Source organism: Phenylobacterium sp., from assembly GCF_013822795.1.
Taxonomy (GTDB): Bacteria; Pseudomonadota; Alphaproteobacteria; order Caulobacterales; family Caulobacteraceae; genus Phenylobacterium.
The window spans coordinates 15,454-28,169 of record NZ_PNLB01000013.1; the positions used below are offsets into that span (position 1 = coordinate 15,454).

General features: G+C 68.8%; 11 protein-coding genes and 1 pseudogene. 5 read left to right on the forward strand and 7 right to left on the reverse strand.

The window, feature by feature from the left end:
• Positions 1-23: 23 nt before the first annotated feature.
• The 3 genes from C0481_RS12635 to C0481_RS12645 all read right to left on the reverse strand — a co-directional run bounded on the left by C0481_RS12635 (position 24) and on the right by C0481_RS12645 (position 3,846).
• Positions 24-1,616, reverse strand: a complete 1,593-nt coding sequence (locus C0481_RS12635; RefSeq protein ID WP_293404234.1) for a TadE/TadG family type IV pilus assembly protein — start codon at positions 1,614-1,616, stop codon at positions 24-26.
• A gap of 157 nt (positions 1,617-1,773) precedes the next feature.
• Positions 1,774-3,582 carry a M2 family metallopeptidase gene (locus tag C0481_RS12640; RefSeq protein WP_293404236.1) on the reverse strand — a complete coding sequence of 603 codons (1,809 nt, stop codon included), beginning with the start codon at positions 3,580-3,582 and terminating at the stop codon, positions 1,774-1,776.
• Positions 3,583-3,672: 90 nt separating this feature from the next.
• A complete protein-coding gene (locus tag C0481_RS12645) occupies positions 3,673-3,846 on the reverse strand; it encodes a hypothetical protein (RefSeq protein WP_267232406.1) in 174 nt (57 codons plus the stop codon).
• 171 nt (positions 3,847-4,017) lie between these two features.
• Between C0481_RS12645 and C0481_RS12650 the strand changes: the two genes are divergently transcribed.
• Positions 4,018-5,487, forward strand: coding sequence for an NAD-dependent succinate-semialdehyde dehydrogenase (locus tag C0481_RS12650; RefSeq protein ID WP_293404241.1), 1,470 nt, complete (start codon positions 4,018-4,020; stop codon positions 5,485-5,487).
• Here C0481_RS12650 and C0481_RS12655 read toward each other — a convergent pair.
• Complete coding sequence (locus C0481_RS12655) at positions 5,459-6,121, reverse strand: TetR/AcrR family transcriptional regulator (protein ID WP_293404477.1); 663 nt, start codon at positions 6,119-6,121, stop codon at positions 5,459-5,461. The two genes, C0481_RS12650 and C0481_RS12655, sit on opposite strands and share 29 nt — an antisense overlap.
• Positions 6,122-6,214: 93 nt before the next feature.
• Between C0481_RS12655 and C0481_RS12660 the strand changes: the two genes are divergently transcribed.
• The 3 genes from C0481_RS12660 to C0481_RS12670 all read left to right on the forward strand — a co-directional run bounded on the left by C0481_RS12660 (position 6,215) and on the right by C0481_RS12670 (position 9,146).
• Positions 6,215-6,718 (forward strand): DinB family protein, encoded by a 504-nt coding sequence (locus C0481_RS12660; protein WP_293404243.1) that lies wholly within the window; start codon positions 6,215-6,217, stop codon positions 6,716-6,718.
• A complete protein-coding gene (locus C0481_RS12665) occupies positions 6,715-7,371 on the forward strand; it encodes a class I SAM-dependent methyltransferase (RefSeq protein WP_293404245.1) in 657 nt (218 codons plus the stop codon). Before C0481_RS12660 ends, C0481_RS12665 begins: the two co-directional genes overlap by 4 nt.
• Before the next feature lie 71 nt (positions 7,372-7,442).
• Positions 7,443-9,146: an HAD-IIB family hydrolase gene (locus C0481_RS12670; protein ID WP_293404247.1), complete on the forward strand. Its 1,704-nt coding sequence runs from the start codon at positions 7,443-7,445 to the stop codon at positions 9,144-9,146.
• Positions 9,147-9,209: 63 nt separating this feature from the next.
• On the opposite strand, the gene C0481_RS12675 is transcribed toward C0481_RS12670, so the two are convergent.
• Positions 9,210-10,625, reverse strand: coding sequence for an amidase (locus C0481_RS12675; RefSeq protein ID WP_293404249.1), 1,416 nt, complete (start codon positions 10,623-10,625; stop codon positions 9,210-9,212).
• A gap of 186 nt (positions 10,626-10,811) precedes the next feature.
• Here C0481_RS12675 and C0481_RS12680 point away from each other — a divergent pair.
• Positions 10,812-11,508, forward strand: a pseudogene (locus C0481_RS12680) (DUF899 family protein).
• On the opposite strand, the gene C0481_RS12685 reads toward C0481_RS12680, so the two are convergent.
• Both C0481_RS12685 and C0481_RS12690 read right to left on the reverse strand, forming a co-directional pair.
• A complete protein-coding gene (locus C0481_RS12685; protein ID WP_293404253.1) occupies positions 11,498-12,160 on the reverse strand; it encodes an HAD hydrolase-like protein in 663 nt (220 codons plus the stop codon). The pseudogene C0481_RS12680 and the gene C0481_RS12685 overlap by 11 nt on opposite strands.
• A 37-nt stretch (positions 12,161-12,197) precedes the next feature.
• Positions 12,198-12,695 (reverse strand): 2,4'-dihydroxyacetophenone dioxygenase family protein, encoded by a 498-nt coding sequence (locus tag C0481_RS12690; protein ID WP_293404255.1) that lies wholly within the window; start codon positions 12,693-12,695, stop codon positions 12,198-12,200.
• Between the last annotated feature and the right edge of the window lie 21 nt (positions 12,696-12,716).

A 12,716-nucleotide genomic window follows, 5' to 3' on the forward strand; every position in this document is an offset into this window, starting at 1 on the left:
GACTTTCATCCTCGCGGCGGCGGCTACTTGGCGATCCGCAGCGAGTTGATGTCCTGGGCGATGGCCCGGAAGGCGACCCGCAGCTCGGCCCCGCCGTTGGGCATGTAGACGTACTCCGGCGCGGTCGCGCAGTTGTTCATCAGGTTCTTCACGGCCGTCTCGCTGCCGACGTTGAAGCCGACCGTGTAGACGATCACACCCTTGGCCTTCATGTTGGTGCAGAGCTTCGCGGCTTGGGCGAACGGATCGCCGTTGACCGCATCGCAGTTGATACGCTTGTCGGCGTTTGGCGCTCCGTCGCCGGAGTTTTTGGCCGCGACCCCGCGACAATAGGGGGTGTTGAAAGCGCCGTCCGTCATCAGAACGACAACCTTCAGCAGTTGCTTTTCGCCGTAGGCGGCGGGCGCGCTGTCGTCGGTCCAGAGACCAGTCCCCTTCCACTCAGGCGAGATCATGTACCAACCCCAGGCGAGGCCGATATGGCCGGCGGTCGAGCCGGAGTGAACGAGCGAGTCGATGACGCCTTTCAGCGTCGTCTTGTTGGTCGAGAGCGGTACGATCGGCTTGGAGGGGCACGATGCAGCATAGTGCCAGCCCACCGGGGCGCCGGACGGGGCGGCGTCGTCATAGGCGTGGTCGCCGGTACGCTCCGTCGCGCAGGCAGTCTTGCTGAACGTCGTTTCATAGACATTTCTCGAAGTGCTGCTGGCGTTGGTGAAGATGTTCTGGCTGCAGCCTTCGCCCTTACACTGCACGGTTCCGCCGGAGACGTAGTCAGCGTAGTTGGTGCCGTCGACGTTCTCGATCTTCTGATCTTTGAGGCGCTGCAGCTTGAAGGTGTCCTTCGTCACGGCGGTCGCGATGAACGTCTTGTCGTTCAACGCCGCCATGCCGCTGACACCGGAAATGTACAGGCGTTCGCCTTCGTACAACCCATGATTAGCCGAGGTGATCATCACCGGGTTGGCCTTGGTCGCGCCGGTGATCGCGGTGGTTCCCTTCACCGCACCGCGAGCGGCGGCCTCGTAGGTCCCCATATTGACCCCGACCGAATAGGGAACGATCGCGACCTTGGTATAGTACGGCTTCTGCTGATCCTTCACGACGAGATCGATGAGGTCCTTCGCCGCTGTCTTGAGGTTCTCCATGTAGTCTTCCATCGAGCCGGTGGTGTCGAGCACCAGAGCGACTTCGACGTTGTTGGAGTTGCGCAGCACCTCGGAGTCGGCGGCGATGTCGGCCTGCACCCACAGGCGCGGCCCCACCGTCGGCGGGGTGATCGTCGCACGGCCCTTGATGGTGATCTTGTCCTCGGCCAGCTTGAAGGTGCTGGAGGTGATCTCCTGCCCCTTCGGCAGCTTGAGGTTCGCACGCAGCGCCGCGTCGCCCGAATTCTGAATGTCGGTCGCCGACGTCGCGGTCGAGCGCGCCACATAGAGCGTGGCGGTGTCGAGGGCGTCCTGCAGCTGGCCGCGCTGGGTCGTGATCATGTAGAGGTCGATCAGACCCATGGTGGCGGGCGCCAGCAGCAGCAGGCCCACAGCAAAGAAGACGGCGGTCGCGCCGCGCTCGTCGCGAATACCCGCGACGCATCGGGCCTTGAGCCGCCCGGTCATGCCATGAATACGCCTGGCGACTTGCTTGGTGATCTTTTCCACAGCCTGGAGCCCCAGCAGTTCAGAGTTGAATCCGCTGGAGTTTGCCAGAGCAGAGTAAACGAACGGGCGCCGAAGACAGTTAAGGCAACGCTTAATTCGGCGCCCGTTAACCGACCTACCAGCCGCAGCTTTCGCCCTTGTTCTGGACGGTCAGCCAGTCGTTCAGCGGCTTGAAGTAGGCGGTCACCGCGCTGGCGTCCGCGCCCTTCTCGCCGGTGAAGGCGGCCATGGCTTCGGGCCACGGCTTGGACGCGCCCATTTCCAGCATGGCGTTGAACTTCTGGCCCATTTCCTTCTCGCCATAGACCGAGCAGCGATGCAGCGGGCCCTTCCAGCCGATCTGGTTGCAGGCCGCGCGGTGGAACTGGAACTGGTAGATATGGGCCAGGAAGTAGCGGGTGTAGGGCACGTTGGCCGGCACGTGGTACTTGGCCCCCGGATCAAAGGCCTCGGCCGGACGCGATCCCGGCGCAGCAAGTCCTTGATACTTAAGGCGCAGCTTCCACCATTCGTCGTTGTAGTGCTCCGGCGTCGCCTCGCCCGAGAACACCTCCCAGCGCCAGCGGTCGACCATCAGGCCGAAGGGCAGGAAAGCGATCTTGTCGAGCGCCATCTTCAGCAGGAACGGGATGTCCTCGTCCGCGCCCGGCGCTTTGTCCAGCAGGCCGATCTGCTGGAGGTAGGTCGGGGTCAGGGCCGAGAGCCCGACGAAGTCGCCGATCGCCTCGTGGAAGCCGTCGTTTGCGCCGTTCTTGAACAGGAACGGCTGGTCCTTGTAGGCGCGTTGGTAAACGTTGTGCCCGAGCTCATGGTGAACGGTGTAGAAGTCGTCGGCGTCGACCTTGGTGCACATCTTGATGCGCACGTCGTCGCGGTCGTCGAGGTCCCAGGCCGAGGCGTGGCAGACCACTTCGCGATCCTTCGGGCGGGTGATCATCGAGCGCTGCCAGAAGGTCTCCGGCAGCGGCGAGATGCCGACCGAGGTGTAGAAGCTCTCGCCGGTCTTGACCATCTTCACCGGGTCATAGCCCTTTGAAACCAACAGCTTGTCGAGGCTGTAGCTCGACGATGCGGTCTTCGGCTGGACCACGTCGTAGACGTTGCCCCACTGCTGGGCCCACATGTTGCCGAGCAGGTCGGCGCGGATCGGGCCGGTCCGCTTCTGCACCGCGTCGCCGTACTTGTCGTTGAGCTGGCCGCGCACGTAGCAGTGCAGATTGCGGTAGAACGGCTCAACCTGGTTCCACAGGCGGTCGGTCTCGGCCGCGAACTTGTCCGGGTCCATGTCGTAGTTGGAGCGCCACAGCGCGCCGGTGTCCTTGAAGCCCAGGTCGCGGGCCCCCTCGTTCGAGAGTTGGGCCAGCTTGGCGTAGTCGCCGCGCATCTGCGGGGCGACCGAGTGCCAGCCCTCCCAGACCGCCTTCAGCTCGGCCGGATCGCGGCTCTTGGCCAGGATTTCCTCGGCCTCGTTGAGGTTCAGGGTTTTGCCGCCGTGCTGGAACTTGCCGGCCGAGAAGGTCGAGTCCAGGCGGGTGGCGATGGTCGCCAGCTCGCCCGCGGCGCCGGGGCGGTTGGGGGCGGGCGAGACCAGGAACAGCTTGAGCAGCTTCAGCTTGCGGGCGGTGACCGGGTCGACGGCGACGCCGTCGTACTTGGCCGCCTCACGGGCGTAGCGGGCGGTCAGCTCGTTCTGCTCGGCCGTGGCCTTGGCCTCCAGCCACTGGGTGTCCTCGGTGATGTAGGTCGCCCGCACCCAGGCCGACTTGGCCACGTACTGGTTGAAGGCGGCGAGTTCGGCCTCGGCCTTGTCGACGAAGGCCTTGGCCTCGGCGGGTGTCGGCGTGGCGGGTTTGGGCGCCTGGGCCGAAGCCGGTGCGAAGGCGAACAAAGCGACCGCCGTGGCGGCCAGCAACTGTGATTTCATGCGGCGAGACGTCCCCAAAGCGGCAGATGCGGCCTTCAGGCCGCGCTGCCAGGGAAAGAAACGTCTGCGAAGGATGCCGTCAAGCGGCGCTTAGGCGCGGGCCTCCGAGGCCGCCATGCGGATCGCGCTCTCAACCGACGCCTGGGCGTCGGATTGCGACAGATCGAGGCCCTGGGCGACCGTCTCGCCGTCCTCGTCAAAGATCCGCCAGGCCCAGCCGCACTCGGCGTGGGCGAGAGAGTAGGCGAACGGAAGATCCGTCATAAGCGCCTCCGCCAAGCTCATGCTGCAATGCGGCATGTCCGCTTTATGACGACTCCAAGACCCACCTGAGTCAAGCTTTCGGGCGGTTGCGGCGCAACACGAAAAGTTTCATCGGAACCCTGCACGGGCCTGGGAACCTATAGCCAGGCAAGCTTGGCGAAGGGATTTTGCATGTCAGATCAACCGTCTGTGGACGAACTGAAAGCCGGCGCCGCGCGCCTGATCCGCCAGGCCGCGCTGGTCGACGGCGAATGGATCGCCGCGGCGGGCGCCAACGTCATCGAGGTCGTCAATCCTGCCGATGGAAGCGTGCTCGGCGCGGTCCCAAAGCTGCCGATAGACCAGGTCGAGCGGGCGATTCGCGCCGCCGACGCCGCCTTCCGGCCCTGGGCGGCGCTGAAGGGGGCCGAGCGCGGCGCGATCCTTTCCCAGTGGGCTCAGAAGGTTAGCGAGCACGAGACCGCCCTGGCCGCGATCATCGCGCTGGAGAACGGCAAGCCGTTCAAGGAGGCGCTGGGCGAGATCCGCTACGCAAACTCTTTCGTCAGCTGGTTCGGCAATCTGGCCCAAAGCCTGGACGGCAAGGCGATACAGAGCCCCAACGGGCAGGATTTGATCCTCGCCTTCCAGGAACCCGTCGGTCCGGTGGCGGCGATCACGCCGTGGAACTTCCCGGCCGCGATGATCACCCGCAAGGCCGCCGCCGCGTTCGCCGCCGGATGCCCGGTGGTGCTCAAGCCCGCCTCGGCGACGCCGTTCACGGCGCTGGCGCTGGCCGCCCTGGCGCTGGAGGCCGGAGTTCCGACTGGTTGCTTCTCGGTGGTGACCGGGGCGCAGGACGTGGTCGGCGGGGCGCTGACCGCATCGCCGCTGATCCGCAAGCTGTCGTTCACGGGCTCGACGCAGGTCGGCCGCACGCTGGCGGCGCAGTGCGCCCCGACCCTGAAGCGGCTTTCGATGGAGCTCGGCGGGGCCGCGCCGCTGCTGGTGTTCGACGACGCCGACATTGAGGTCGCGGTCGAGGGCACGGTGGCCGGCAAGTTCCGCGCCGGCGGCCAGACCTGCGTCTGCCCCAATCGGGTCTATGTGCAGGCGGGGATCCGCGAGCGCTTCGTCGAGGCGCTGGTCGCCAAGGTGAAGACCCTGAAGGTCGGCGCCCCCTTCGGCGCCGATACGGTGATCGGTCCGTTGATCGATCAGAAGGGCGTGGCCAAGGTCGAGGATCACATCGCCCGCACGGTGGCGGCCGGCGGCCAGGTGCTGACCGGCGGGTCACGGCTCGACGGCAACTTCTTCCAGCCGACCGTGACCTTCGGCGGCGACGACGATCTCTTCTGTCACGAGGAGACCTTCGGGCCGCTGGTCCCGGTGTTCGAATTCCAGACGGAAGAAGAAGCGATCGCCCGGGCCAACGCCTCGGAGTTCGGGCTGGCCGCGTTCCTGTTCACCGACGACCTGAACCGCGCGATGCGGGTCGGGCGGGCCATCGAGTCCGGCATCGTCGGGATCAACGCCGGACTGATCTCCAACGCCGCCAATCCGTTCGGCGGGGTCAAGCAGAGCGGCTATGGCCGCGAGGGCTCAGTTTACGGGATCGCCGACTACATGCAGGTCAAGGCGCTGACCCTGGCGCTGCGCTAGGCGGCGAGGCGCGGAGATAGCCGGTGATCAGGCGCGTGGCCTCGCCCACCAGCGCCTCGACGGCGACCTCGTCGGTCAGCATGGCGGGACGATGGATGACCGCCGAGTGGGTCAGCGCCTCGATCGAGGTCACGCAGACGAACGCCGCCAGGTCCAGGTCGAAGGCCCCGAGTTCATCGCGACGCTCTTCGAGATAGGCCCGGAACAGACCCTGGGCCTCGCGGGGGAAGAACAGCACCTCCGTCCCGTCGCCGGCGCGCGGGGTCTGTTCGGCGAGCACGCGGTGCAACTGCGGATCGAGGCGGTGGGCCGCGACGGCGGCGGCGACCAGGGTTCGCACCATGACCTCGACCGACGCGCCGGCGATCTGCGCGACCGCGGCCTGGACGACCTGCATCAGGTCGCGGTTGTGGCGCTCGATGACGGCGGCGACCAACGCCTCCTTGCCCGGGAAGTACTGGTACAGCGAGCCGACGCTGACGCCCGCCGCGGCGGCGATGCGGTTGGTGCTGGCCCGCTCGAAGCCGTCGCGCACCAGAATGCGAGCGGTCGCCTCGACCAGGGCGTCGACCGTGGCGCGCGAGCGCGCTTGAGAGGCGTTTTTCCTCGGGTTTGTGACCGGCCTGGACGCCAGGGCTCCGCCCTCCGAATGCGAGTATTCAATTGCGAGCTATCGCTCATATTATTCTGAAGACTTCTGGAAAATCAATGAACTGACAGGTCCACAATGAGCCAATCGCCCTATTCGCAGCTCATCGCCGTCAAGCGCTGGGCCGATCGCGGCCTCTGCGAGGTCGTCGGCCGGAACCTCGACGGCTTCAGCGATCTGGATGCGACGATCCTGCTCCGCATCTTCGACCACATTCACGTCGTCGACCGCATCTTCCAGCATCACCTGCTGGGTCAGGCCCATCCCTATCAGGCGGCGCGATCGGAGACGCTGCCGGGGTTCGAGGCGCTGGCGGCGGGGATGCGGGAGGTGGGCGACTGGTACGGCGCCTATGTCGAGAGCCTGTCGCCCGACGACCTCGATCGGCACGTGGACTTCACCTTCACCAGCGGCAAGCCGGCGCGCATGCGACGTGGTGAAATCCTGCTCCATGTCTGCACGCACGGGACCTATCACCGCGGCAATGTCGGCGCGGTCCTGCAGCTGCGGGGGCTGAGCCCCGGCCGCGACTCGATCACCGACTATCTCGAGGAGGCGCAAGGTTCGGCGGCCGCCGCATGAGCGACACCGCAGATTTCGTACCCGCGCTCGGGCGTCACGGGCTGACCGGCGCCTACGACCAGGTGATCGCCCTGGCGACGCGCGAGCGGCGCTGGCGCGGCGCGTTGCTCCGCCTGACCGCCCCCGAGCCGGGCGACCGCATCATCGACGTCGGCTGCGGCACCGGCACCTTCGCCCTCATGCTCGAGCGGGCGTGTCCTGGGGCGCGGATCGTCGGCGTCGATCCGGACGACGCGGTGTTGCAGATCGCACGCGGCAAGGCCGGCGCTGATCAGGTCGAGTGGCGGCAAGGCTTCGGCGACGACCTCGTCGGCGTGCTGGGCGCGCAGCCGGCGACCAAGGTCGTTTCCAGCCTGGTGCTTCACCAGTGCCCGCTGCCCGTGAAGCGCAAGATCCTGGCGGCGATGTTCGGCGTCCTGGCGCCGGGCGGCCGGGCGCTGATCGCCGACTACGGCCTGCAGCGCTCCTGGCTCATGCGCCTGCTCTTCCGGCAGGTCCAAGCCCTGGACGGCTTTGCGAACACCCGGCCCAATGCGGAGGGAATCCTGCCGCAGCTGATGACGGAGGCCGGCTTTAAGGGTGTCGAAGAGACTTGGCGAGCGCCCACGCCGACCGGTTCGATCTCGATCTATCGGGGCGAACGCCGCGCCTGACCCGAACATGCCGCATCGGGGAACCGCCGCCAGCACTCGGAACCCGACCGGCCGGCGGTCGCTAACAGACCATGCGCCTGATCGCCTTCGCCACCGACTATGACGGGACGCTCGCCCATCACGGGCGGGTCGACAAGCCGACAATCGCCGCGCTCGAAGCCCTGAAGGCCGCCGGGCTCAAGCTGTTGATGGTCACCGGACGGGAGCTGCCGGACCTCCAGCAGGTGTTCGACCGTCTGGACCTGTTCGACCTGGTGGTCGCCGAGAACGGCTCGCTCCTCTACCTCCCCGCCACCCAGGAGGAGCGGCCAGTCGCCCCGCCGCCGCCGCCCGAACTGGTCGCCGCGCTCGAAGCGCGCGGCGTCGCGCCGCTGTCGGTCGGCCGCGGCATCGTAGCGACCTGGGAGCCGAACGAGACGGCGGTGCTGGAGACCATCCGCGACCTCGGCCTGGAGTGGCAGATCATCTTCAACAAGGGCGCGGTGATGGTGCTGCCGCCGGGGGTCAACAAGGCCAGCGGCCTGGCCGCGGCGCTGACCGCGATGAAGCTCTCGCCGCTCAACGTGGTGGCGATCGGCGACGCCGAGAACGACCACGCCTTCCTGACCGCCAGCGGCTGTTCGGTGGCGGTGGCCAACGCGCTGGACGCCGTCAAGGCGACCGCCGACCTGGTGACCAAGGCCGACCACGGGGCCGGCGTCGCCGAGGCGATCGCCGCCCTGCTGGCGGAGGACTCGCCGCTGATCGCCAGCGCCGCCGCCCGCAAGCAGATCACGCTTAGTGCTGACGCCCCCGAGGCGGCGTTGCGCAGCGACCAGGGCGGCGTGCTGATCGCCGGATCTTCGGGGTTCGGCAAGTCGACCCTGGCCACGGCGCTGATCGAGAAGCTCACCGCCCAGGGCTTTCAGCTGATGATCGTCGACCCGGAGGGCGACTATGACGGCCTGCAGCCAGGCATCGTGCTGGGCGACGCCACCCACCAGCCGACCGTGCAGGAGGCGATGGGGGTGCTCGAGGAGCCCGGCGCCCCGCCGCTGGTCGTCAATCTGCTGGGCTTCAAGGTCGAGGATCGGCCGAAGGTGTTCCGCGAGCTCATGGCCCAGGCCGGCGAGCTGGCGCGGAGCCATGCGCGGCCGCACTGGCTGGTGATCGACGAGGCGCACCACATGCTGCCGATCGAGGCTTCCGGCGCGGCCGAGCCGGCGAGCCTGCCGCCGCTGCCGGCGATCCTGGTCACCGTGCATCCCGACCAGATGGCGCCGGCGGCGCTGGCCGGCGTGAACACCGTGCTGGCGGTGGGGCCGCAGGCCGGCGAGGTGATCAAGGCCTTCTGCAAGGCGGTCGGGACGTCGGCCCCGCGCATCCCCAAGGCGCCGGAAGGCGAGGCGGTGCTCTACTGGAGCCGGCTGGCCGGTAAGCCGATGTGGGTGGAGGCCGACCGGCCGGTGCAGGACCTGAAGCGCCACGTCCGTAAGTACGCGGAAGGCGAGCTCGGCGAGGACAAGAGCTTTTACTTCCGGGGCCCCAAGAAGGCGCTCAACCTGCGGGCCCAGAACCTGGCGACCTTCCTGCAGATCGCCGACGGCGTCGACGACGCCACCTGGCTGCATCACCTGCAGCGCGGCGACTACACCCGCTGGTTCCGCGCGGCGATCAAGGACGACGACCTGGCCCGGGAGGCCAAGGCCCTGCAGGCGCAGCGCGACCCGGCCGAGACGCGCAGCCGGATGCGCGAGATGGTCGAGCGCCGCTACACCGCGCCGGCCAAGACGTAGGAGGTCAGTCGCGGCCGGCGGTCGCCGTAGCTCCTGCGCCCGACGGCGGAGCGAAGGCGCCGGCTAAATTAACCGTGGGCGGCGGGCGGCCCAGGGCGCGGCCTGTTCCAGCTGGGCGGCGAGGCGGAAGAGCGTCGCCTCGGCCCCCATCGCCGCGACGAACTGGACGCCGACCGGCAGGCCGCCGTCCGTCCAGGCCAGCGGCATGCTCATCGCCGGCTGGCCGGTGAGGTTGAAGATCCGGGTGTTGGGCATGAAGGCCCGGCGGGCGACGCCGGCCGCGCCGGGGGCGGCGCCGCGCAGCACGCCGAGCGCGACCGGCGGCGAGCCGAGCGTCGAGGTGACCACGACATCGAAGCGGCTGAACAGTCCGGCCACGGCGCGGCCGTAGCCGTGGACGATGCGCAGGGCGCGCACATAGTCCGAGGCGCTGTAGCCCTTGGCGTGCTGGTAGCGGGCGAAGGTCAGCGGCTCGACATCGGCCTCGACGATCGGGCGGCCGAGCTGCTGGGCGCGGTCGTCGAGATCGGCGGCGATGTGACCGGCGAGGACGGCGCTGGAGGCGGCGACCGCGGCGTCCAAGCCCGCGGGCATGGCGAACTCTTCGACCACGTGGCCGAGCCCCGCGAGCAGGCTCACCGTGGAGGTCACCGCCTGGCGGCACTCCGCAGAGATCACGCCGGCCTCGAAGGCTTCGGTGGTGAAGCCGATGCGCAGGACGCCGGGGTCGCGGCGGCACTCTTCCAAGAACGGCCGCTGTTGCGGCGGCGCAGAATAGGGGTCGCCGATCTGCGGCGCGCAGACCGCGTCGAGCAGGGCCGCGGAGTCGCGCACCGTGCGGGTCACCGCGTGCTGGGCGTCGAAGCCGGCGATGCCGTCGCTGACCGGCGCGAACGAGACCCGGCCGCGCGAGGGCTTGAGCCCGAACAGGCCGCAACAGGAAGCCGGGATGCGGATCGAGCCGCCGGCGTCGCTGGCGTGAGCGGCGGGCACGATGCCGGCGGCGACGGCCGCGGCCGAGCCGCCCGAGGAGCCGCCGGCCGTGCGTTCGACGTCCCAGGGATTGCGGGTCGGGCCGTGGAGGTCGGGCTCGGTCGTGGCGTCGAGGCCCAGTTCCGGCAGGTTGGTCTTGCCGAAGATCACCAGGCCGGCCCGGCGATAGGCGCTGACGATCGGCGCGTCGGCGGCGGCGACCTCGTGCTGATAGAGGCGCGAGCCGGCCGAGGTCGGCCAGCCGACCACGTGGGCGGCGTAGTCCTTGACCAGGAACGGCGCGCCGGAGAGCGGGCCCTCGCGCGGGCGCTCAGCCTCGGCGCGGGCGGCGGCGAGGTCGGTGTAGATCACCGCGTTGATGGCCGGATTGACCGCTTCGAGGCGGCTGACCGCCGCTTCCAGCACCTCGGCGGCGCTGACTTCGCGGCGGGCGATCAGACCCGCCAGGCCGACGGCGTCGTGCGCCAAGTATTCCGATTGCTTCACCTTCGCCCTCTCCAGCGCCGCACCGGCGTCTTGTGAACCACGGTCACGCCGCGACAGCCAAGCTTGATTGAAACGCTCAACGTCAGGCCGGAACCCGGGCTCTCTGCGGGCGGTTGTCGGCGTTCGGGGGCGTGGGACGTCCTTGGGGGAGCGGCCGGCCGGCCGCGCCATGAAAGGAGACCGCCGATGGTTGCTCAGACGTTGGTTCCCGCCGCCCAGCTCGCCGCCGAGGGACGCACGCCGTTCCCGGGCGAGAGCGCGGCCTATCGCGACGCGCGGCGCGCGTTGCTGGCGCAGGAGATCGAATTTCGCAGGCACATGACGCGGGTGACCGAGCAGCGCCGCGCGCTGCCGGACGGGCCGGTGATCGAGAGGGATTACCGGTTCAAGGACGCCGACGGCGCCGAGGTCGGATTGGCCGACCTGTTCGGCGACAAGGACACGCTGGTCTCGTACTTCTGGATGTACGGGCCGCAGCGCGAGCGCCCCTGCCCGATGTGCACCAACTGGCTGGGCGCGGTGGCCGGCAACGCCGACGACATCAAGCAGCGCGTGGCCCTGAAAATCTTCGGCCGCAGCCCGGTGGAGCGGCAGATGACCTTCGCCCAGGAGCGCGGCTGGCGCGGGCTGGAGTTCGTGCAGAGACGCCTATGCCCGCGACCTCGGACTGCTGAACGAGGACGGGAGCGAGAACCCGGCGCTGGTGGTGTTCAAGCGCGAGGGCGACCAGGTGCGGCTGTTCTGGGCCAGCGAGATGACCCTGGCGATGGCCGATCCGGGGCAGGACCCGCGCGACGCGCCCGACGTGGCGGCGCTGTGGTCGATCCTCGACCTGACGCCTGAGGGCCGCGGGAGCGACTGGTACCCGAAGCTCAGCTACTGAGCAGGGCCAGCGCCGCGGCGGCGAGGTCCTGCAGATCACCGACCAGGTCGTCGGCGCCGGCGGTCTCGAGCTCGTCCCGGCTGCCGTAGCCCCAGAGCACGCCGAGGGCGCGCACGCCGTTGGCGTGGGCCCCGGCGACATCGTGACGGCGGTCGCCGACCATCACGCAGCGGGCCGGGTCGAGGCCGTGGCGGGCGATGATGTGGGCGATCAGCTCGGGCTTGTGGTCGAGCGCGCCGCCGGGCTCGGAGCCGTGGATGGCGGCGAAGCGCACCCCGAAGCCGATGTGCGCCAGGATGCGCTCGGCGAATTCGCGGCGCTTGGAGGTCGCCAGGATCAGCTGGGCGCCCGCGTCGCGCATCGCGTCGAGCGCGGCGGCGACGCCGGGATAGGGATGGCTGGCCAGCAGCCCGCGCGCGCCGTAGTCGGCGCGATAGGCGGCCACGCACTCGTCGATCCGGTCATCGCCATAGGGGGCCAGCAGCACGTGCACGATGTCCTCGATCGGCGGGCCGATCAGCGCGGCGATGTCGAGGTCGGGCGCGGGAACATGGCCGAGGGCCGTGAGCGCGGCGCGGCAGCTGGCTTCGATCCCCGGCAGGGAATCGACCAGCGTGCCGTCGAGGTCGAGCAGAATGGTCGGCTGGGTCATGGCCCAGCCTAGCGCGACCTCGGCCGTGAACGGAACTCTAGGACGCCCGACGGGCCGCGGCCGCGCCCGGCGAGATGTAGTTGAGCGGGGCGCCGGTGGCCTTGGCCAGGGCCTTGAACATCTCCTCCAGCGAGCCGGCGTCGGTGATGTTCTGGTAGACGCCGTCGACGAAGTTCACGTTGGCCCCATTGACCACCATGAAGCCCTCGGCGGCCTCGGTCGCGTCGGCCGGGACCGTGAAGGTGTGGATCGAGCCGCCCGGTTCGTAGAGGTAGCTGCCGGCGGTCTGCACGTCGTCCGGATACTCGCGGTAGTTCCACTGGCCCTTGGTAGTGAAGAAGTGAACCGTGCCGGTGTGGAAGTGGGTCGGCAGCACCGTGCCGGGCGCGAACTTGCCGTACAGCACCCAGACGCCGTTCTCGCGGTCGAGGAACAGCGGGGTCAGGGAGACGCCGTCCATCGAGGGCGGCGGGGCGTCGTTGATGTTGACCGTCAGCAGCCGGTCCTGGTGGGTGGTGACGTCGGGCAGAGCCATGCGCTTACTCCGTAGGTGATG